Annotated in this window: 20 protein-coding genes; 15 read left to right on the forward strand and 5 right to left on the reverse strand. The window is 46.5% G+C overall.

Translation table 11 applies throughout. From position 1 onward, the window contains the following. Positions 1–16: 16 nt before the first annotated feature. Entirely contained in the window at positions 17–670 is a 654-nt protein-coding gene (locus RQP52_RS04240) for a GDSL-type esterase/lipase family protein (RefSeq protein ID WP_315949666.1), read from the forward strand. Here RQP52_RS04240 and trhA read toward each other — a convergent pair whose 3' ends face one another. Next, positions 671–1,303, reverse strand: coding sequence for a PAQR family membrane homeostasis protein TrhA (gene trhA / locus RQP52_RS04245; RefSeq protein WP_315949667.1), 633 nt, complete (start codon positions 1,301–1,303; stop codon positions 671–673). A 64-nt stretch (positions 1,304–1,367) separates the two neighbouring features. Here trhA and RQP52_RS04250 point away from each other — a divergent pair, with 64 nt between their 5' ends. The 3 genes from RQP52_RS04250 to RQP52_RS04260 all read left to right on the forward strand — a co-directional run bounded on the left by RQP52_RS04250 (position 1,368) and on the right by RQP52_RS04260 (position 3,984). After that, a complete protein-coding gene (locus RQP52_RS04250) occupies positions 1,368–2,138 on the forward strand; it encodes an SDR family NAD(P)-dependent oxidoreductase (RefSeq protein ID WP_315949668.1) in 771 nt (256 codons plus the stop codon). 133 nt (positions 2,139–2,271) lie between these two features. After that, positions 2,272–3,120, forward strand: a complete 849-nt coding sequence (locus RQP52_RS04255; protein ID WP_315949669.1) for a DegV family protein — start codon at positions 2,272–2,274, stop codon at positions 3,118–3,120. An 18-nt stretch (positions 3,121–3,138) separates the two neighbouring features. Next, positions 3,139–3,984 carry a DegV family protein gene (locus RQP52_RS04260; protein ID WP_315949670.1) on the forward strand — a complete coding sequence of 282 codons (846 nt, stop codon included), beginning with the start codon at positions 3,139–3,141 and terminating at the stop codon, positions 3,982–3,984. A gap of 57 nt (positions 3,985–4,041) precedes the next feature. Here the strand turns inward: RQP52_RS04260 and RQP52_RS04265 are convergent, their stop codons facing one another. Then, positions 4,042–6,201, reverse strand: a complete 2,160-nt coding sequence (locus tag RQP52_RS04265; RefSeq protein ID WP_315949671.1) for a HelD family protein — start codon at positions 6,199–6,201, stop codon at positions 4,042–4,044. A 179-nt stretch (positions 6,202–6,380) separates the two neighbouring features. Between RQP52_RS04265 and RQP52_RS04270 the strand changes: the two genes are divergently transcribed. From RQP52_RS04270 to RQP52_RS04290, 5 genes are all read left to right on the forward strand, one after another. Next, the gene (locus tag RQP52_RS04270; RefSeq protein WP_315949672.1) at positions 6,381–6,860 is read left to right on the forward strand and encodes a glutathione peroxidase; all 480 of its coding nucleotides are present in this window, start codon (positions 6,381–6,383) and stop codon (positions 6,858–6,860) included. A gap of 262 nt (positions 6,861–7,122) precedes the next feature. Next, complete coding sequence (locus tag RQP52_RS04275) at positions 7,123–7,479, forward strand: hypothetical protein (RefSeq protein WP_315949673.1); 357 nt, start codon at positions 7,123–7,125, stop codon at positions 7,477–7,479. Positions 7,480–7,503: 24 nt separating this feature from the next. Next, positions 7,504–8,181: a PIG-L deacetylase family protein gene (locus RQP52_RS04280; RefSeq protein ID WP_315949674.1), complete on the forward strand. Its 678-nt coding sequence runs from the start codon at positions 7,504–7,506 to the stop codon at positions 8,179–8,181. A 94-nt stretch (positions 8,182–8,275) separates the two neighbouring features. Beyond that, entirely contained in the window at positions 8,276–8,812 is a 537-nt protein-coding gene (locus RQP52_RS04285) for an MOSC domain-containing protein (RefSeq protein WP_315949675.1), read from the forward strand. Between the two features lie 110 nt (positions 8,813–8,922). Beyond that, on the forward strand, positions 8,923–9,132 hold the full coding sequence (locus tag RQP52_RS04290; RefSeq protein ID WP_315949676.1) for a hypothetical protein: 210 nt from the start codon (positions 8,923–8,925) through the stop codon (positions 9,130–9,132). 745 nt (positions 9,133–9,877) lie between these two features. Here the strand turns inward: RQP52_RS04290 and RQP52_RS04295 are convergent. Both RQP52_RS04295 and RQP52_RS04300 read right to left on the reverse strand, forming a co-directional pair. Further along, a complete protein-coding gene (locus RQP52_RS04295; protein ID WP_315949677.1) occupies positions 9,878–11,587 on the reverse strand; it encodes a vWA domain-containing protein in 1,710 nt (569 codons plus the stop codon). Between the two features lie 11 nt (positions 11,588–11,598). Then, complete coding sequence (locus RQP52_RS04300; RefSeq protein WP_379174428.1) at positions 11,599–12,900, reverse strand: AAA family ATPase; 1,302 nt, start codon at positions 12,898–12,900, stop codon at positions 11,599–11,601. Between the two features lie 187 nt (positions 12,901–13,087). Between RQP52_RS04300 and RQP52_RS04305 the strand changes: the two genes are divergently transcribed. Both RQP52_RS04305 and RQP52_RS04310 read left to right on the forward strand, forming a co-directional pair. Beyond that, positions 13,088–13,585, forward strand: coding sequence for a metallophosphoesterase family protein (locus RQP52_RS04305; RefSeq protein WP_315949679.1), 498 nt, complete (start codon positions 13,088–13,090; stop codon positions 13,583–13,585). 165 nt (positions 13,586–13,750) lie between these two features. Beyond that, complete coding sequence (locus tag RQP52_RS04310; protein WP_315949680.1) at positions 13,751–14,800, forward strand: YheC/YheD family protein; 1,050 nt, start codon at positions 13,751–13,753, stop codon at positions 14,798–14,800. A gap of 70 nt (positions 14,801–14,870) precedes the next feature. Here the strand turns inward: RQP52_RS04310 and RQP52_RS04315 are convergent, their stop codons facing one another. Next, a complete protein-coding gene (locus RQP52_RS04315) occupies positions 14,871–15,998 on the reverse strand; it encodes a glycosyltransferase (protein ID WP_315949681.1) in 1,128 nt (375 codons plus the stop codon). Positions 15,999–16,149: 151 nt separating this feature from the next. Between RQP52_RS04315 and RQP52_RS04320 the strand changes: the two genes are divergently transcribed. Genes RQP52_RS04320 through RQP52_RS04335 form a run of 4 tightly spaced genes read left to right on the forward strand, consistent with a single transcriptional unit; the run spans position 16,150 to position 20,599 of the window. Then, a complete protein-coding gene (locus RQP52_RS04320; RefSeq protein ID WP_315949682.1) occupies positions 16,150–16,920 on the forward strand; it encodes a class I SAM-dependent methyltransferase in 771 nt (256 codons plus the stop codon). Next, entirely contained in the window at positions 16,913–17,608 is a 696-nt protein-coding gene (locus RQP52_RS04325) for a glycosyltransferase (RefSeq protein WP_315949683.1), read from the forward strand. Before RQP52_RS04320 ends, RQP52_RS04325 begins: the two co-directional genes overlap by 8 nt. 25 nt (positions 17,609–17,633) lie before the next feature. Beyond that, positions 17,634–18,698, forward strand: coding sequence for a glycosyltransferase family 2 protein (locus tag RQP52_RS04330; RefSeq protein ID WP_315949684.1), 1,065 nt, complete (start codon positions 17,634–17,636; stop codon positions 18,696–18,698). Next, complete coding sequence (locus RQP52_RS04335; protein WP_315949685.1) at positions 18,695–20,599, forward strand: glycosyltransferase family 2 protein; 1,905 nt, start codon at positions 18,695–18,697, stop codon at positions 20,597–20,599. Before RQP52_RS04330 ends, RQP52_RS04335 begins: the two co-directional genes overlap by 4 nt. Positions 20,600–20,618 lie beyond the last annotated feature (19 nt).

Genomic DNA, 20,618 nt, shown 5'->3' on the forward strand with positions numbered 1-20,618 from the left:
TTAGGGAGAGGATAGCATGGATAAGACGATTAACTATTTGGCATTTGGTGATTCACTAACCGTTGGTTTTGGTGCACCGGATGGTCGTGGATTCGTGTACAGCTTTAAGCAGAAAGTAGAGCAGTGGCTTAACGTTCCGGTTCAATTGATCCAAGCGGGCACGAACGGTGCTACGACTAGCGAATTGCTCCAAACGCTGCAGTCCGATCCACAAATTCAGAAGGATATCCAAACGGCGGATATCATCACGATTACAGCTGGCGGCAATGATTTAATCCAAGGTGCAATTCCTTTCTTTTATCAAAATGACCCCGCTTTTTTAAAGACAGCTCTTCAAACCTACGAATCGAATTACAAAGAAATCATGGTGCAAATAGAGACGCTGCGGCAAGGTATCGACACCCCATATTTAATTGCCTTGATTGGATTGTATAATCCTTTACCGCAGGTGCCTGAATCAGCATATTGGGTGCAGCGTTTTAACATATTTTTGCGTAAATTAGAGCAGCCGCATATTCACATCGTTCAGGTGTATGATGCTTTTGTGGGGCAGGACACTCACTACCTTTCTGAGGATGCCATTCATCCCAATGAGGAAGGTTATGATGAACTGGCGCGCCAAGTTGAGAGCGTCGTCTCCCTTCAGCAGCTGCAGCGGCTGATTCCTTAACTAGGACATGATGACATATCCGAAAATGGAAACGAAATGACAGGCGCTACCGGCGAGCACGAAAATATGCCAAATGGCATGGTGATAAGGGATGCGCCTCCATACATAAAAGATGGAACCGAATGTGTACAGCAGTCCTCCAACGACAAGCCACACGATGCCTCCAAAGGGAAGGTTCATGTAAAGCGGCTTAAAAGCAATAACGATAAGCCAGCCCATGAGGATGTAACAGAGCGTGGAGATAAGGATAAATCGCTTCACATAAAATATTTTGAGCACGATACCTGCTAAGGCAAGCCCCCATATCACGCCAAAGAAAGTCCACCCCAAAGGCCCGCGCAGGGTCACAAGCAGATAGGGGGTATAGGTGCCTGCAATTAAAACGTAAATAGCGGAATGATCGAGCACCTCAAAAATGTCTTTCAGCCGGGGATGTTTGACGCTATGCAGCAGGGTGGAGCAGGTGTACAACGTAATGAGCGCCACACCGAACACGCTAAAACTCACAATATGCCACGCATCGCCATGCAGACAAGCCTGAACTACGAGCAGGATAAGTGCTGCGCAGCTTAATAGGATCCCAATCCCATGGCTGATGGCATTTGCTTTCTCTTCTTGAACGGAATATTCCATGTGAGCAACCTACTTTCTTTTTTTAGCTACAAAAAAACTACCTAATAGATTGGACGATGAGAATATGTTATTACCTTCATTTCGATTAGAAAATAAAATTGCCTTGGTTACAGGCGCGGGAAGAGGGATCGGTAGAGCACTGGCGATCGGACTTGCGGAGGCTGGCGCTGATGTCGCTCTTTTTGCACGTACGTCAAGTGATATTGAAGAAGTAGCTGCCGAAATTCGTGCTTTAGGTAGACAAGCTTATCCGTTCCAAGTGGATGTCACGAATCGAGAACAAATTGAAGCGGCTGTCGAACAAATTATCGAGAAGGCAGGTAAATTAGATATTCTGATCAACAATGCCGGGATGAACATACGCAGTCAAGCACTGGCTGTAACCGATGAAGAGTGGGATACCATCATGCAGACGAATCTCAAATCCGCCTTTCTGTGCGCCCAAATTGTTGGCCATCATATGAAAGAGCAAAAGTATGGTCGGATCATCAATATCGCCTCTGTTGCCGGACATATTGCCCTACGGACCGGAGTTGTATACGCGGCTACAAAAGCAGCCATGATTCAAATGACAAAGGTGCTAGCGTTGGAGTGGGGAAAATTCGGAATTAACGTGAACAGCATTGGGCCTTGGTACTTTAAAACATCGCTTACGGAGAAAATGTTGGCTAATCCTGAATTTCTGGCTGATGTTATTGCGCGTACACCCCTGCAGCGTGTTGGGGAACTCGAAGAGCTGGTAGGACCTGCTGTTTTCTTTGCTTCGGATGCTGCGAACTATGTGACGGGTCAGACGTTGTTCGTTGACGGTGGTATGACGATCTATGGTTTCTAATTTATAGTTACTTTATTTTGTATGATTGAGCTTTCATCTCATATCCGATATACTGAACACACAACAATCCATAGAATTCATGTGGTTTTCAGTTTATAGACGGATAGATAGAAGGATAAGGTGGTTGACCGTAATGTCCCGGGTGCGTATTTTTACTGACGTCACGTGTGATTTAAGTGAGGAGCTCATTCATCGATACCAGATTGAAGTTGTCCCTCTTTATGTTGTTTTTGACGATGTATCGCTAAAAGATGGCGTTACCATCAGACCTGACCGGCTCTTTGAACTCGTAGATGAAAACGGCAAACTGCCCAAAACAGCAGCGCCTTCTCCAATCGATTTTGAGAGGGCGTTTGAAGGGGCTGTGCAGGCTGGGGATGATGTCGTCTATATCGGACTTTCGTCGGAACTCTCTTCAACAATTCAAAATGCATCCATAGCGGCTGCAAATTTTCCTGATGATAAGGTTACCGTAATCGATTCTAGAACTCTATCAACGGGGATTGGCTTGCTAGTGTTGAAGGCTGCTCATTCGGCTCAGGAGGGCAAGAGCAGTTCGGAAATCAAATCCATGATTGAGTCATTTCGATCCCATATTGAAGTTGAGTTTATCATTGATACTTTGGAGTACTTGCATAAAGGCGGAAGATGTTCGAGTGTCCAGCATTTCCTCGGAAGTTTATTGAAGATTAGACCTGTTGTGAAAGTGATTGACGGGGCTATGACATTGACGGACAAAGTAAGAGGGAAAAGGGAGAAAGCGCTTCAACAATTACTGGATAATGCACTTGCTTTAAAAGATGAAATGGATACGGAGTTCCTGTTCGTCACTCATGCTATGGCGGCCGATGAAGCTGCGTATGTCAAAGAGCAGATTGAACAACAAACCAATATAAAGCAAGTCTACATAACCGAAACCGGGTGTGTGGTATCCAGTCACTGCGGACCTCGCACGCTTGGCATCGTTTTCGCCAAAAAATAAGAAATGAGTGTACACAACATGACGACAATCAAGATTATCACTGACAGCAGCTGCGACCTCCCCAAATTGATTGTGGACGAGCTAGGGATCACTATAGTACCTTTGTCCGTACATTTTGGAGAGGAGTGCATGCCCCCTCACATGGAGCTTTGTGATTTCTACGCGAGAATGAAAACGGAGAGTGTACTGCCTAAAACGTCTAGTCCCTCGCCGCTGCATTTTCTCACGGATTATCAAAAAAAAGCTGAGGTCAATCAGGATATTCTTGTGATTTGTCTTTCTTCTGCGCTAAGCAGTACGTACAATCATGCCCTTATGGCCAAAGAGATGCTCATAGAGGAAGGTTATCAAGGACGTATTGAAGTTATTGATTCGAAAACAGCTTCACTAGGGCTTGGTGTACTAGCCTTTAAAGCAGCCAAAATGGCCGAGAATGATGTTCCTTTTGAGCAAATTGTAGAGGCGATACGATGTTCGGTTGCTTCCTCGGGGACGCTGTTTTTCTTAGATACATTAGAAAATGTAATTAAAGGTGGACGGCTTGATCGGGTCCGAGGGGCTGTCGCTTCAGTTTTGAATATTAAACTCGTCATGAAAGCCAGTGAAGAAGGCTCGATTGAAGTCATGGATAAAATCCGCGGCACTCAGCAAGCGTTGAAACGAATGATCGCCAAAGTGGGGGAAGCTGTTCACGACTACGATAAAGATGTGATTGCCGTCGCACACAGCAACTGTGAGGAAAGAGCGCGCGAGGTTCTGAACCAACTCCTCCAAAAACATCCGTTTCGTAATGTGCTATTCGCGAACATGGGTACCGTCATAGGTACGTATGCTGGAGAAGGCGGCGTGCTGATCGCTTATTAAATAAGACACCTGATTGATTTCTTGGGCACTTGCCTAAGAAGAATCAGGTGTCTTTTTTTAAGGTAAATCTGTTGTGACAATGTCAGCATCATCAGTCGAGACAAGAGGTGATAATTCGCCAGGAGCCATCAACCACAACTCATGAAGCGCGCGCGTGCAGCCTACATAAAGCAATTTGGCATCCATAAGCGTTGCTTCGTAATGTCCGGCCGTTACATCCATCAGCAGAACGGCGTCAAACTCCAGTCCTTTGGTTAAATAAACCGGTACAACGGAAATTCCTCCGCGATACACACGCTGTTTGGATGTGATGAGATTTGTTTCTATGCCGGCTTTGGTCAGGACGTCATGCAGGTCCTCAGCCTGCTTCTCCGTACGAGCAACAACGGCAATCGTGCTGGACGTTCCTTGTTGTAACGTCGCGATAGCCTGCAGCAGCAGGGGAATTCTTTCTTTGAGGTCTGTCTGCAAGACGCGGACTTTGTTCCCGCTGCGGAACACGGGGACGGCAAGGAGCGGGTTCTCGACACCTCGTTGCAGCACCAGATTGGCGAACTGGATGATTTCCATCGTTGATCGATAGCTGCGCTCGAGTTCGAAGTAGCCGCCTTGCTCTTCCTGAAATAAACTGGAAAATTCCTTCCAGTCTTTGATGCCTTGATAAGCATGGATTCCTTGCGACAGATCACCCAGAATCGTAAAGGAACTGTTGCGCGTATAGCTATCAAGAACAGCCACCTGGAAAGGTGAAAAGTCTTGGGCTTCGTCAATAACGACATGGTCGAACAATTGGTCCGATGGAATGCCATAGAGACGTGTATGAATATAAAGGAGTGGAGCGAGATCTTCAAGCTGCACTTCTTTTTTCTTGAATAGCTTCAGCGATGCGCTGACAATGGGCTCAGGAAGCTTATGCAGAAGCTCTGCAGGTAAGCTGTCCGGACGGTTTGTTTCAGCGAACAGCATTTTGTAGAAGCTGAATGCCGAATGCTCCGGCCAACTGGTTAAATAAGTCCGCAAACGCTGCGACGATTTCTTTTTCAGCTCTTTTTTCCGGGTTTGCTCCCAGATTTTGTCGAGCTGCATTTCCATCCAACGCTTGATACGAGCTACGACGCGTTCGCGACGTTTGACGAGCGGATAATGCTTATTCTCGACGAAAAACCATTCGCGGATGTTCGCAAGCGGCAGCTTAACGCCCTCCCAAGGAATGAAATCCGCCGTTGGGACGTAGGAGGATTCGAATTTCGTCAAGCAGTCATCCAAATATTGTTTAAAGTCAATTGAACCTTTAAATCTGCCTGGGGCGTTATCATCGACCGGAGGTCTTTTGCTGCCAAGTGAGAACCAGGTTTGCAGGGTGAGCGCTTGATCCGCTAACTTAACTTCTTGATCGAGCACATCGAGCGCCCAATCGGTAAAAGTACTCTGCTGAATATTGCCGACACCCAGTTCAGGCAAAACGCCTGATATGTAGTCGAGGAACATCGAGTTCGGTGCAAAAATAATCATTCGCTCAGCACGAACCTGTTCACGGTATTGATAAAGTAAAAAGGCGAGACGATGCAGGGCAACCGTCGTTTTACCGCTTCCTGCGACCCCTTGGATAATGAGCGCGGTATTTTTGGCAGCACGGATGATACGGTCTTGCTCCGCTTGAATGGTGGAGACGATATCGCGAAGCTTGTTATCTTTATTTTCCCCTAATCGATAGAGCAAAAATTCGTCGCCAACGGCTAAAGAGTCTTCGGTGCGATCATAAGTGTCCACGACGCGCTGAAGAATTTGCTTGCGCACCACGAGATTTCGCTTTAAATAGACAAGCCCCTCGATGAGACCGTCCGGTGAGTCGTAGGAAGCTGCATCAAGTCCTCCGGTAAACGAGTAGAACAAGCTGGCCACCGGTGCGCGCCAGTCAATAACAAGCAATTGACCGGTACGTTCGTCTTCTACGCCTGATTTGCCGATATATAGCGGCTGGGATGAAGCGGTGCCTGACTCTTGAAAATCCAAACGGCCAAAATAGGGTTCATCAACCGCTTTGGCTAAGTTGTTTCTCCCATTTTCTCGTGCGACTTCTAACGCTTGTTCCGTTAAATCGGGACCGTAATAGACAGGCGTGGCTCTAAGCCTAGCCAGTTGTTTGTCAATTTCGATATTCGTTTCTTCGAGTCGCTGCAGTTCTTCTTGATAGGCACTTTGAGTCTTTGTGTCCAAGATCAGTTACCTCCTAAGATCAGATGGTGTGTCTATTTTGCGAATAAACAGGTAAACAATATAACACACCTGTCAGGATATGGGAAGCTAAACCGTTTAACAGGAAGATATTTGGGGGTGTTGGGAAACAATGCTATAATGGACAAGTAGTTATTTTATCATTGAAGGAGTAGATTACTGTGTCCATTTATGATATTGAAGTTCAGACCATTACGGGAGAAACGAAATCACTCTCCGATTACAAAGGCAAAGCATTACTTATTGTCAATACAGCAAGCGCTTGTGGACTTACGCCTCATTACAAAGGCTTGCAGAGTTTATACGAGCAATATCAAGAAAAGGGCCTCGTTGTTCTAGGATTCCCTTGTAATCAATTTGCCGGTCAAGAGCCAGGGACCAATGAAGAAATTCAAAGCTTTTGCGAGCTTAATTACAATGTCACTTTCCCGATGTTTGCAAAAATCGATGTGAAAGGTGAACACGCTCACCCTTTATACACTTATTTGCTAAGCCACACACCAGAACCTTACCGCACTGGCGATATTGAATGGAATTTCGTGAAATTCCTTGTAGATGCAAACGGCAGCGTAGTCAAACAGTACAGCGCGAGAACGGAACCTTCCGATATTGCAGCTGATATTGAAGGCGTTTTAGCTTAAAGGCATTCCGAAAAAAGTTGTTGCATTGCTGACAACCCCCCGCTATAATCAGTAATAATCATGACAGTGAAGGAGTCGAATCAATATGAAGAACACAACTTGGTTCGTACAATTTCATTATTTTTATAGGCGTTAGCACATACCTGAACTTATCAGGGTGGGCTAACGCATTTCGCGTTGGCCTCCCTGCGAGATAGCAATTCGCGCAGGACCATAGGTCCGGCGCGTTTTTTTATCTCGGGAGAAGGGACTAGGTGAAGGTATGGGAAACAGCAATCAAAGGTATGAGAGTCCGGAAGATGAAAGTCGGTTCATGAATCACCTCGAACAAGCCGAAGTAATCCTGTTGGCGCCTAAAGCTTCATCGAAAGTGAATGAATGTATACGTGAACTAAAGAACGAATTGCAGCTAGTTGGCATTGGGGTAAGGATGGAATGTCTGACTTCTGATTTTGGGAAGCATATAGCGGAAGGGCTTGGCATGCGCTTTGTCATCTCAATAAGTGCGGAGAGCGAAGTCAGCTTAATGGATTTGCAAGAACACACAGAGGTGACGATGCCTTGGGATCAAGCGATTTATGTGATTGAGAACGTATATCCGCCGCCTAATTTTACATAAAAGGAAAACGGAGTGAAGAGGAAGATGGGAATTCAATATGGATTTGTTTATGCGCATCCGGATGATGAGACTTTTCTCAGTGGATGCTTAATTCGCAAGTATGCGGATGAAGGCAACGCTCCTGTGCTGCTGCTAGCAACGCGGGGAGACGCAGGCCGGCAGGGGCTGGAGAGAGCGACCGATAAGTCGGAGCTTGCCAGGCTGAGGGAAGAAGAAATGGCCGTTGCTGCTGAAGTGTTAGGAATTTCAGTTGTGGAACATTTGGGCTTCCCGGACGGTCAGTTGGCGAATATTGATTTCGACGATCTGGTCGCAGGCGTTATTTCATTTCTACAGCGTTATGAGGTGGAGAATGTATTCAGCTTTGCAGAAGATGGTGGGAATGGGCACCCGGATCATGTCACTATATCCAAAGCAACGACAGCAGCTGTTTTAAGTGGGAAATGCCCAAGTGTTCGCAAGCTTTACTATGCGGCTTCTGGCATTTTGCGGGAGCGAGGGCTTCAGCCTTCGATTGTCGTCGATACGGAGCAGGGATGGTCAGTCAAAGCAGCTGCCCTGAAAGCTCATGCGACTCAGCATGTGGCCATTGCTAAATATTTTGGCGATTTGGAGGTTTTTCCAGAGGTGCGCAGATGGGAAGCTTTTGTACTGGGATGGGAAGACGGTGTGATGTGGCCGGAGATGGCGGGAAGACAGTAGGCTGATAAAAGTCAAAACATCATTAACAACAAATGCCATTCGTGCATATGGATAAGTAGGTTGCGAAATTTTGGACAAGGCGGGTAGGCTATAGATGACCATGATCATAAAAGTTGAAGCTGTGCTTATTGCAGATAATCCAGCTACATTTGTGACAAGAGAAATTGACGGAGCCGAGTTGAAATTTGGCGGAATTGAAGGCGATAGGCATTTTGGCATATTTGCCAAAGCTGATTCGAGACAGCCCATGTATAAGAGAGGCACGGAGATCTTTAATCGTCGTCAACTTAGCCTCGTATCTATCGAGGAGCTTCAAGGAATCGCAGACCGGCTAAGTGTTGATACGATTCGGCCCGAGTGGTTGGGAGCGAACATTCTGGTGAGCGGCGCACCTGAGTTAACCAAGCTTCCCATGGGCATTCGCATGATGCTTTCAAGTGGTGGCGGGTTAGTATGCGAGGGAGAAAATGAGCCCTGTGCGGGACCGGGCAGAGTGATCGCGGAGCAGTATGACGACAAAAGTTTAACGAAACATTTTATCATCCAAGCGCAGAAAAGTAGGGGGATCGTCGCTTATGTGGAACGCCCAGGCGAAATAAAGCCAGGGGATCATATCGAGATTCATATTTAATTATTTTTTATTTTGATGACGACCTACCCCCTAAAAACAGATCGCCGTTGCGAAAGCTATTTTTGATTGGAAATAGTCTGGTAAAAGATGGCTCTGGAAGGTGTAGAGAAATGACATTAAGCAACTGTGAAGCGTGCGGAAAAGTTTTCATAACGCAATATGAAAAATGTTGTAAACCCTGTGCCCAGCTGCTTCTGATCGAGTCGCATAAGGTCAAAGATTTTGTTCGCAGTCATCCGGGTGCCACATTGATTGATGTGTATCATGAGACGGGCGTATCGCTCAAGACGATCAAAGAGTTGATTCAGGCTAATGAGTGAAAACGAAATCGTGATTTATTTTCTACATACATAAAACAAAAATAAGCGGACATACTATCTTTGACGGTGAAAGCAGAGAGGTGTCGTGTCAAAGACAATTTACACCAAGGGAAGTTGTTGTTGAATCCGTATAGAAGCGAGGAGATGTGCCGCAGAAATCATTAATGTGGTCAGGTACTACAATAGTGTGATGAGGTAGAGACCGAGCTCAGTAAAGGTTCATAGCATAGTACCATAAATCTATTCACCGTCAATGAGGACTCCGAAAGGGGTCCTTATTTAATTAGCAGTACATTTTTCCGTTAAAACTTAAGGGAATAGTGATGGGGAAGGGTCATGGAGTAAAGACTTACGTTGCATTATATACAACCTAAGGGCATCGTCTGACCGCAAATGCGGTCTTTGATTGCACAATATACAGCCATATGTTGTGAAAAGGTGAGTTGTAAGCGATTTATTGTATGAATCGTTGCATAAAGCACAATATAGAGGCGTGTTGAGGCCCAATTACAGCCAAATGGTTGCACAATGTACAACATAGAATGCTGCTCCAGTCGCAACCTGATTATGAGTGATAAACGGTGTGACGGAGTGAGGTGACGAAGGGACGGCTTAGCAGCAAGTCGAAAGCTTAAGTTGCATTTTTACATAGAACGTAATGGTGTTGTCTGACCGCAAATGTGGTTGCATGAAAAAATCCCCCGGTGCCATCAACTCGAGGCAATCAGGGGATTTTTCGATTTGGTCATCGCTTTGCAAACACATCTAGCAGCAGCTCATCCTTTACGGGATCCTGCATATCCCAAGCTGTTGCAAATCGGACCTGATGCGAAACGCCGATAATCTCGTATTTCTGCACGAGATGCTGGCGGGCGGAGCCGATGATCAGGGAATGCAGCCGCAGCTGCTTTTTTTGGCCCAGCAGGGCAAGCTGCTGCTGTGTTACTTTGGAGATCTGGCCAACGCCATCGGTGACCATCACGAAATCGGCATCGCGAAACTGCGGCTGATGCTGAACGATGTCCATGCCTCTGCTGAGCGGGGCATCGAAGTTGGTGCCGCCGCCGAAGGCAAGCTGCGCAAGACCATAAAAGCGGTCCCAGTCGGGACGCTTGTAAGACAAGATGTGCTCGACAAGCTCGCCTTTGGCGCCAAACAGCAGTAGGACGAAGTCCCGCCGCTCGAGAAGCGCAAAGGAGGCGAAGGTCGCGGTGAACAACTGGGCAAGCCGGAGCTTGTTGCCGCGCATTGAATGCGACGTGTCGAGCATACAGATCACGGGCCCTTTTTGCGGTTCTGGAGAGGAACCGCTGTAGTTATAAGTCATGAGCTTGTTTTCCATCCATTTGACGAGAAAATAAGGCTCAAAATCTTCATCCGCGAGCAGACTGGCTTCGCTGGGCAGCAAATGCGCAATGTCTCCGGAGTGCCGCAAGTCATCGTAGGATTCAGGGACATACGGGGAGCGCTGCTTCTTCCGCTGAACCCGCAGATGATGGATGTTGCGGCCCACCTCTTGCAAGAAAGCCACCAAATCCTTGCTGCGCTTCAGCTTTTCAATCCACTGCACGTAGTGCTCGAACGTCTGCCTCCGCAGCTTACCCAGCTCGCTGCCCCAGCGCCGGTTCGCGAGCCGCTGACTCGCCTGCACGAGCTCGTGCACATTAAAGCTGTCCATCTCTTCGAGGGACAGCGTCTCCTTCAAAGATCGCCCGAGCCAGTCACCCAGCTCGGACTCAAGCTCCTGCATCGCGGCGAGATCGCGGGCGCTCATGCGGTCCAGCTGCCGCTTCCGGCGCTCGAGTTCCTCTTCCGCCTTGCGCAGCTTGGCTTTCAACTTGTCGCGTTTCATGAACTCCGTCCGCAGCTCGCTTTGTAATTCCAAGATGCGCTGTTTCAACGCGCGGATCTCGTCTACGACTAGTGGCCGCGAGTCGGAAGCCTCTTGCTTGTCCTCAACAGCTCGTTTCCCTTGCTGCAGCGTATATCCAACAAGCCTCAGCTTCTCAATCTGCTTATCGGTGAGCCGCTCGCTGACGCTTTTGTCCTCTTGACCGCTCATTTGCTGTTTTTTCTCCAAACCGATACCTATTTGCTGCTGTTCCTTTTGCCGTTTTTTTACTTCTTTCTCGTACGACTCCGTCAGCCACATTAGCGCTTTGAGCGCTGTTTTGAAGGAAGCGTTCACTTGTCCGATTGTGCGCGGATGAATGGAGACATAGAAGTATTGTTTGGTCAAGGTCAACACCATCCAACGATGGAAAGGTGTTTCCTCGGAAGCTGCATCGATCTCAGGTTTCGTTAAGTAAAAGCACATGAAGAAATCGGCAAACAGTTCAAGCGAAAACCAAGGAGCTTGCCGCACCGCTTCTCGCATCCACTCCTGTGCGACGCGGGAAGAATGAACATAACCCTCAAACACATACCGATCGACCCGTGTGCAGCGAATGATCATAGCGTAACCTCTTATAGGGTATAGTCGTACAAGATTCCCGGAATTTCACGGTCAAACAATGTGCGATATAAGCCTTGAATGGATTGTAGAATGCGTTCACCCTGGATACGAAGGTGCGTAAATTTAACGGCATACTGCTCGGGATGCTGCAGGAAAATGGATTGTGAAGCAATCCATTCGGGCAATTTTTTTTCTTTTTCCTGCCAAGTGACAAGCCTGCCGCGCAAACTGCGTGCCGTATCCTCAAGCTCAGTGCGGCATTCTTCCAAGCTGCCCTTCAGGCGTTCAGCGGCGTCTTTGGATAAGGAACCGCCGATTTCTTTTTTAAATTGGAAGGCATGGAGCTCATCTTCCTTGTCCAGCCATTTTTTAACCGTCATATTGTACTGCTGCAGGGGAAGCTCCTGTTCCATCTCGCGTTTGAGCATATCCTGAAATAACGTATCAAAAACCGCTTTAACTTCAGGCAAATCCTCTGGAAAATCCCAAAGCATGTGCGGAGTGAGGACGGTGTCCCAAACGCCAACGGTACTTCGTCCGTGAATAGCAGCTGAAATTTTCCAAGTGTGTCCTATTTTATTCCAACGCCGATCGGAGAGTACATATTCTTTCTCTTGAAGAGCTGTTTTCAACTGGAAGAGCATGTAAATCAAAGCATCCGGCAATTGCACATCCATTGCTTGTGATCTCAATTGGTTAATCAGCTCTGTTGAAAGCAGCGTGGGAAGAGGTGATTTCGGCGCTTGAAACATCAGTTCGAAGCTGGAAATTTGCTTGACATACTCCACTTCAAATCGGAATAAAAAGCGATCGTAAAGTGCAGCCAGCTGCTCGTTATCTTCTGGCAATTCGTTGGAGGCCGCCATTAAAAATAACAGAGGCGACGGCTGCTTCAGACGTCCGTTGAAGAAAACGCGCTCATTTAATATCGATAAAAGGGAGTTAAGAATCGCACTGTTTGCTTTGAATATTTCATCCAGGAAGGCAAAACGCGCGCTAGGCAGATATCCTTCCGTGAGGCGACTGTACTCATCTTGTTTTAATTTTTGCAAAGAAACTGGGCCGAATAGCTCGTCCGGCGTCGTGAAGCGAGTCAATAAATAGTCGTAATAGGGCTCATTGCCGAATAATTCTGCTGCAGCTCGGGCCAGCTGCGATTTCGCCGAACCGGGAGGTCCGACCAATAGGACATGTTCACCGCTCATGATAGCAAGGAGCAAGACTCGGATGAGTTCTTCACGCTCCATGAACCTTTTCTCGAGATGCCCCATAGCTTCTCTTAATTTGTTCTGTATGACGATGGGATCTTTCATCATCGGTGTCCCCCTTGGCGTAGACTTCAGCAATATTGTATCAAACTGATCTGTAAACATCGAATTTTCAGGAGATCTGTCTCTTCATGAGTCACTTACCTTAGTCTGCTCCTAATTCTGCCTTGTATTTGCAGTTCCTTCTGGCGAATGAGAAAATAGGAGCATATGTGAAAAAAGGAGTGATTTTATGCGAATTGGTGTCATTTCCGATACGCATCTATCTGCGAGGGTACTTAAGCTGCCGGATGCGCTGATAGCGGGATTAAAGGGTGTTGATCTAATTCTGCACGCAGGAGATTGGGTGAGTGAGCATGTCGTCGATCTCGTCGAGCAAATTGCTCCATGCGAAGCCGTGGCCGGGAATAACGACGGTCATGACATTATAGAGCGGTTTGGTTTGAAAAAAATCGTTACCGCCGGGAAGTATCGAATCGGCCTTATTCACGGTGACGGCTTCCGTAAGACAACAGAGGAAAGAGCCCGGGAAGCATTCCGGGAAGAGCAGCCGGACATCGTCATTTTCGGGCATTCGCATATTCCTTATCATCAAACCGTCGACGGGATCGTGATGTTCAACCCGGGTTCACCAACGGATAAGAGAAGGCAACCTCAATATTCCTATGGTATTATCGAATTGAGCGATCGTATTCTGGCGCAGCATTATTTCTATGAGAGCAAAGCTTAATCCCGGACTAGCGTGTGCACGTCTTGCTCCACTTCGTCTACATTCGACGAATGTTAAATAATTCCTTCATGCTTTTCGTTCGCACTTAGGTATTTACCGTGTTACTCGCTAACAGAGAGACATACACTGACAATGTTCTTATTTGCGAATGGTGGTGGTGTTTAGGTGCGAACGACAGTAGGTGTCTTACTTGATTTAAAAACGTATATGGGGATTGCAAAGGGAAGAACCGGGAACGAACGTATAGCGTTGTATGATCGAGCAGGCAACAAGTGCGGAATCAAGCCTTTCTATATGTGTTTGAGGTATGTGAACAGGAAATCAGCACTGGGTTATTTTTACTCCAATCATAAATACAAGCTTGTCCGGAAGAATATTCCTCGTGTTACACATAACCGTGCGATAACCTTAACGCCATATTTGAAAAAAAAATTAAACGAGCTATCACGCTATAGCTACGTATTTAATAGGCAGAATCGCTATGACAAACATCTCATTCATCATCTTATTCATAAGAATGCACATCTCCGCAAGTATTTGCCGGAGTCTACGAAATACACACGCAAACAGTTGGAGTCGGCTATGTCCAAGTATACTTCACTCTTTATTAAACCAACGAACAGCAGTGTAGGGAATGGCATCATGAAAGCATCCAAGCAAGCGGGCGGAGCTTGGAAACTACATGGTGTTTTCAGCAAACCTAAGCTTGTATCCCGGAAGCGGGCCATACTTTTAATAAATAAAAAAGTTCGCAATCAATCGTATATGATTCAAGAAACCATACCCTTAGCGACTTACAAAGGCAGGCCATATGACATCAGGGTGTCTGTGCAGCGAAGTGAGAGCGGACAATGGCAGATCACAGGCATCGTGGGCAAAGTCGCGGCTAGAGGCCGTCATGTGACCAATGTAGCGAAAGGGGGCCAAGTGAAGCGCTGCGAGGAGCTTTTTAAGTTGAGCGGGTTTAATGCCGCATACATGACGGAGGAAATACATCAAGCATCGTTAGCGATAGCGAGGCATCTAGGCAGTAGCCTGCCTCACATGGCTGATCTTGGGCTTGATGTCGGTGTGGATCAAAGCGGAGTCATCAAGTTAATTGAAGTGAACGGAAGAGATCAGCGTTATTCCTTCAGAAAAGCGAAAATGACGGCAACTTTTTATAAAACCTATGAAACTCCGATAAAGTACGCGAAATTTTTGTTGAAAAAATGACAGCACGAAATGACATTCCCGGGAGGCCGAGAGTGTTTTTCGAGCTGGCTGCATCCGTTTTCTGAAGATACTAGGTTTCGATTTCCTTCAGCCTGTTAAGCGCATCGCCGGCAATGGTATAGGTCGGGGACAGCTCGTAGGCCTTTTCATAGGCGTTTATTGCCTCTAGGTTATTTCCTAATTTTTCCCAGCATAAACCTAAATAATAATAGGCATGAAAGCTGCCTGTACCTCGCAAGATCAGATGTTGCCCTGTCATGTCCCCCGACTCAATGCAATGCCGAAAAACGTCAATTGCCGCAGCGTACCACCCCTTCAAATAGCAAATGACACCTTTATAGAAATGAAGATCGACATAATCGGGATACAAGGCAATGGCTTTCTCAATACCGGGCCAGGCGCCATCGATGCTCCCTGTGTTAAAGAGGATGGCATATTTCAGTTTATACAGCATAGAAGGGGGCATTTTACCTGATTGAATGAAGCGGACGATGGATAGATTCACATACTCAAATGCTTTGTCATATTGATGCACGCGATAGTACTCGCTGGCTATGTGGTATTCAATCCATGGATTAGAAGTTGCCGCTGGAGTGCTTGCTTCCTGCTGCAGCAGGGTCATATTGCGGGCAAACTTGTTTTTCTGAATCGTAATTGGCTCCATATATCCGCGGTGAAATAATTTGAGAGGTATCGTTCCCAAGATGTCCGTCGTGTCGCGATCAAGGAAAATATCGTCGATATTCAGTGTTTCATGGATGGCATATTTAAACTTCAGCCCGATGTGATTGCGAAAAAAACGTGGATGAGCAATATGAAATGCTTCGTCTTCATTTGGCGTTTCGCCAATATAATTGACTAAATGGAGGGATAAGACAGAGGCTTGTGTCTCTTGTAGCACCTTATGCAAATCGAAATCACCTAGAGGCGATAGCTCCTCATCGGCATCCAAATAAAGGATCCAATCTGACTTTGCATGCTGCAGCCCATAATTCCTGGCATCTGCAAAATGGTTATTCCATTCGTAGGCAAGGACAGAAGCCCCCATGGAACGGGCAATCTGCGCGGTGTTGTCCAATGAACCCGTGTCCACGACGATCATTTCATCCACCCAATCTTGGACACTTCGTAAACAGGCTTCAATTAGGCGTTCTTCGTCTCTCACAATCATGCACAGCGAAACTGTTGGGCGGCTCATCCAAAGGCACCTCCGGTTTATTCACTTATGGCCATTGATATGCGCACACCTTCAATTACATGAAAGAAGGGATGATCACATGCAGCCATGTCCGCTTTGCCAAGCAAATGAAAGCATTATTTTCCATACTTATGAAAAATTTACTTTAGTAATGTGCGAGTCCTGTCAGCTCATTTATCAGCTGCAAGTCGATAAAGTTGTGCCGGAGCAACTAATTAAGGATATATATGATCGGACATGGGTGGCGATGAGAGATATTTATGCCACGAATACATTTAAAGAGCATGCTTCTTTCAGCGTATTGCTGCTTGATATGTTTTTTAACAAAAAAGGGAAATTGCTTGAAGTTGGCTCTGGAACCGGAGAATTTCTATGGTTAGCCAGGGAAACAGGATGGCAAGTGCAAGGACTTGAGCCGTCAGCCGATGCGTGCGAATACGCGAAAGAGCGTTATGGGCTGGAACTCCGGAATGAGATATGGGATTCGAGTCTTTTTGAAAAGGAAGAAAAGTTTGATGCGATTGTTTTCTGGCATGTCCTAGAGCACATTCCGTCTCCAATTTCATTTATGAAGCAAGTACATTCTTTATTAGCACCGGGAGGGAGAGTGCTGTTCAGTGTGCCTAATCAACACTCGCTGACCAATGTGCTGCAAGGAGCTTCTTCACCGCTATTTATAGAAGAAGACCATCTGATTCATTATGCAAAAAAACATATAGAGCAGCTAACGGCCTTAGGTGGATTTGAGATCATCTCCTTATTTTCCAGAGAGGAGCCAACGAGGCTTGAGTATGATTTGCGCATCCATCCGGTGGCGATTCCCGGTATGTCTGAGAAGGATAAGACGAGGATGATGGTTGGACTTCAGTCCAACTGGCACGGGCATGAAATCTTTTGCGTTGCGGGGGTGCACCATGAGTAAATTAACACTTTCCATGGTTGTAAAAAACGAAAGCCACCGCTATTTGCGCAAGGCATTACTCCAGCATCGCAACTGGATTGATGAAGCAGTCATCATTGATGACGGAAGTACCGACGATACTTCAGAGATTTGTGAAGAGCTTCTGTCCGGCATTCCTCTGCAGTTGATTCGCAATCCTGAATCGCGTTTTGCCAATGAGGTGCAGCTAAGAAAGCAGCAATGGGAAGCGACAGTGCAAACCAATCCGGAATGGATCCTGAATCTGGATGGAGATGAGCTCCTGGAGGATCAATTTGCCAATCAAGTGCGTGACTTGCTGAGTCACTGTGAACAGGATGCCATCTATTTTCGGCTGTATGATATGTGGAGCGAAACCAGTTATCGGGATGATGCTTATTGGAGTGCCCATCACTACTACCGTCCTTTCCTGATCCGGTATAAACCGGATTTTCCATATCTCTGGAAAGAGACGCCTCAGCACTGCGGCCGCTTCCCAGCCACGATCAACCATTTTTCCTATTTATGCCACACTGCCAGAATCAAGCACTTCGGATGGGCGAAACCGGAAGATAGGATCGAGAAATATGAGCGGTATATGCGACTTGATCCGAACGCCCAATACGGCTGGAGAGAGCAGTATGATTCCATTCTAGATGAACATCCCAACCTTGTAACTTGGGAGGAATAGCCAATTGATAACGATTAGTTTATGCATGATTGTCAAAAATGAGGAGCAGTCCCTTCACCGCTGTCTTCACTCTGTAAGAGAAGTAGCGGATGAAATCATTATCATAGACACCGGTTCTACGGATAGGACCAAGGAGATAGCTTCCTCTTTTACGGAACTTATCTATGATTTGACATGGAATGATCATTTTGCTGAGGCCAGAAACTTTGCTTTTTCTAAAGCGACTAAGGACTATCTCTTATGGTTGGATGCGGATGACGAGTTTGAAGAAGCAGACCGGCTGAAATTCATAGCGCTTAAAGAGGACTTGGATCCTTCCGTTGACAGTGTGATGATGCCGTATCACTTAGCATTTGATGCCGATCATAACGTAACAACGAGCCTTAAACGCAACCGTTTAGTCAGGCGGGCAGCCGGGTTTCGTTGGGAAGGTCCCGTTCATGAAGTGCTGATCGTCAGCGGTAACGTAATTCAGTCGGAAATTGCCGTTACCCATAAGAAGGATAAGGCGTATACCGACCGGAATTTGCGGATATATCAAAAACGCGAGTCTGCGAATGAATCCTTTTCCCCACGAGATTTGTACTACTATGCTAATGAGCTCAAAGATCATGGTCTTAATGACAAAGCTGTTACGTATTACGAACGCTTTCTTGCTACCAAACAGGGATGGCGTGAGGATTGTTTTGCCGCTTGCCTGAAGATGGGAGATTGTTACGGCAATCTGGCGAATAGGCAGATGCAGCTGAGAGCTTGGTTTAGAACCTTGCTTTACGGGAAGCCAAGAGCGGAGATGTGTTGTCGGGTGGGGAACTTTTTCTACGACGACAATCGGCTGGAACTTGCCATCTATTGGTTTCAGAAAGCAACATCGTTAGGAGAGCCAACCGACTATGTAGGTATGGTTGATCATGCGGCTTGGACGTGGATGCCGCACCTTCACCTCTGCTTGTGCTATGACCGAATGGGACAGAAGCAGAAAGCGGAGCTGCATAATGAGATCGCCTACGTCTACAATCCGACTCATCCGAGCATTTTGCATAATAAAATTTATTTTGCTAATCTCCGCCGAGAGGAGAAGGCACTTTGAGTCCTAAAAAACGTGTGCTGATTGGAAGCCCCATTCGCCAAACACCTGAAATTCTTACTCCTTTTCTCACTTCACTCGCCGAACTTGAGCGCAATAACTTAATCGTGAACTATTTATTCGTGGACGATAACGAGGCAAAAGCTTCACAGCAATTACTGCTTGATTTTCAAGCAAACTATGGTCGGACTGTCATTCATAATGAAGAGAAACATGCCGCAGCCTATGAGAAGGATGAATTCACTCATTATTGGCCGGAGGATACGATTTGGAAAGTAGCCAAAATGAAGGATGCTATCCTTTCTTATGCTTTGGAAAAGAAATTCGATTATGTATTTCTGATTGACTCCGATCTCATTTTACACCCGCACACGCTTGAGCAGCTTGTGTCGGCGAACAAAGCGATTGTTGCCAACATTTTTTGGACGAAATGGCAGCCGGATACGATGGAAATGCCCCAAGTTTGGCTGAGCGACCAGTATACCCTGTACCACAAAAGCAGACAGGAATCTTTATCCGACGAGGAGTCGGCGAGGCGGACTTGGCAGTTCTTCGCTCAACTGAGAATACCGGGTATTTATGAGGTTGGCGGGCTTGGGGCGTGCACCTTGATCAGCCGCAAAGCCATTCAAGCCGGTGTACGGTTTGCCGAAATTCCCAATCTATCATTCTGGGGAGAAGACCGGCACTTTTGCATTCGCGCACGCGCTATGGGCTTCTCACTCTACGTGGACACCCATTACCCAGCCTATCATATTTATCGCAAGTCAGAATTGGCCGGTGTTGATGCCTATAAACAAGGCAGCAATGGGGTAAACGCCGATGAGCGCAAGATCACAATCAGTTTATGTCTCATTGTTAAAAATGAAGAAAACGCGCTTCCGATATGTCTCCATTCCGTTCGAGGGATTGCGAATGAAATCATTATTGTTGATACGGGCTCAACGGACAGAACAAAGGAAGTTGCTGCAAGGTATACTGATCGAATTTATGATTTTGAATGGGTGGATGACTTCGCCGCAGCCAGGAACTTTGCTTTTTCCCAAGCGACGCAGCAGTACATTCTATGGTTGGACGCTGATGATACGTTGACAGAGAAAGACCGGTTGCTATTTCTCGAGTTGATTCGGACGCTGGAGCCGGTTGTGGATCGCGTGACGATGAATTATAATCTTAGCTTTGATGAGAATCAGAATGTGACGTACAGTCTGCGCAGAAACCGGCTAGTTCGCCGAGATTGCCAGTTTCAATGGATTGGCGCTGTGCATGAATATTTAGCAGCAAGTGGATCTGTGATTCACAGTGAAATTGCAGTCACACACCGGAAAGATAAGCTGCATACGGATCGCAATTTACAAATATATCGAAAGAAACTTGCCGGAGGAGAGACGTTAAGTTTACGAGATCAATTTTATTATGCGAATGAATGCAGAGAACATGGCTATTATGAGGAAGCTGTGAACTATTATGAAGATTTTCTTCAATCGCCAGACGGTTGGTTGGAAGATAAAATTGCTGCTTCCCTTCATTTGGCAACCTGCTACAGCCATTTAGGTAAGAGAGATGAACAGCTTATGGCTTTGTTCAGGGCCTTTGAATTTGATACGCCTCGCGCAGATTGCTGCTGCCGAATCGGGTCTATTTTTCTGGGGGAGCAAGATTATTTGCAAGCGATCTATTGGTATGAGATCGCAACACAGTTTACCAAGCCAAAGGAATCGATGGGCTTTATGGATCACTCGTCCTGGACGTGGCTGCCGCATGTTCAGCTTTGTTTATGTTACGACCGGATCGGCAAGGTGGATAAGGCGAAATTTCATCATGATATCTCCTACTCCTACAATCCTACTCACCCTTCCGTTATCCATAACCAAAAATATTTTGAACAAATTGGAATTAACTAGTACTAAAATAAATGTTCGA

Origin of the sequence: Paenibacillus violae (assembly GCF_032461945.1) — a bacterium.
Taxonomy (GTDB): Bacteria; Bacillota; Bacilli; order Paenibacillales; family NBRC-103111; genus Paenibacillus_E; species Paenibacillus_E violae.

What these genes read in the sequence shown, in the direction of transcription:
- RQP52_RS04315 (WP_315949681.1), bottom strand. Translation starts at nt 15,998, where the DNA reads ATGAGCCGCCCAACAGTTTCGCTGTGCATGATTGTGAGAGACGAAGAA.
- RQP52_RS04250 (WP_315949668.1), top strand. Translation starts at nt 1,368, where the DNA reads ATGTTATTACCTTCATTTCGATTAGAAAATAAAATTGCCTTGGTTACA.
- RQP52_RS04320 (WP_315949682.1), top strand. Translation starts at nt 16,150, where the DNA reads ATGTGCGAGTCCTGTCAGCTCATTTATCAGCTGCAAGTCGATAAAGTT.
- RQP52_RS04285 (WP_315949675.1), top strand. Translation starts at nt 8,276, where the DNA reads ATGACCATGATCATAAAAGTTGAAGCTGTGCTTATTGCAGATAATCCA.
- RQP52_RS04305 (WP_315949679.1), top strand. Translation starts at nt 13,088, where the DNA reads ATGCGAATTGGTGTCATTTCCGATACGCATCTATCTGCGAGGGTACTT.
- RQP52_RS04300 (WP_379174428.1), bottom strand. Translation starts at nt 12,900, where the DNA reads ATGAAAGATCCCATCGTCATACAGAACAAATTAAGAGAAGCTATGGGG.
- RQP52_RS04260 (WP_315949670.1), top strand. Translation starts at nt 3,139, where the DNA reads ATGACGACAATCAAGATTATCACTGACAGCAGCTGCGACCTCCCCAAA.
- trhA (WP_315949667.1), bottom strand. Translation starts at nt 1,303, where the DNA reads ATGGAATATTCCGTTCAAGAAGAGAAAGCAAATGCCATCAGCCATGGG.
- RQP52_RS04275 (WP_315949673.1), top strand. Translation starts at nt 7,123, where the DNA reads ATGGGAAACAGCAATCAAAGGTATGAGAGTCCGGAAGATGAAAGTCGG.
- RQP52_RS04295 (WP_315949677.1), bottom strand. Translation starts at nt 11,587, where the DNA reads ATGATCATTCGCTGCACACGGGTCGATCGGTATGTGTTTGAGGGTTAT.
- RQP52_RS04240 (WP_315949666.1), top strand. Translation starts at nt 17, where the DNA reads ATGGATAAGACGATTAACTATTTGGCATTTGGTGATTCACTAACCGTT.
- RQP52_RS04330 (WP_315949684.1), top strand. Translation starts at nt 17,634, where the DNA reads ATGATTGTCAAAAATGAGGAGCAGTCCCTTCACCGCTGTCTTCACTCT.
- RQP52_RS04255 (WP_315949669.1), top strand. Translation starts at nt 2,272, where the DNA reads ATGTCCCGGGTGCGTATTTTTACTGACGTCACGTGTGATTTAAGTGAG.
- RQP52_RS04325 (WP_315949683.1), top strand. Translation starts at nt 16,913, where the DNA reads ATGAGTAAATTAACACTTTCCATGGTTGTAAAAAACGAAAGCCACCGC.
- RQP52_RS04280 (WP_315949674.1), top strand. Translation starts at nt 7,504, where the DNA reads ATGGGAATTCAATATGGATTTGTTTATGCGCATCCGGATGATGAGACT.
- RQP52_RS04290 (WP_315949676.1), top strand. Translation starts at nt 8,923, where the DNA reads ATGACATTAAGCAACTGTGAAGCGTGCGGAAAAGTTTTCATAACGCAA.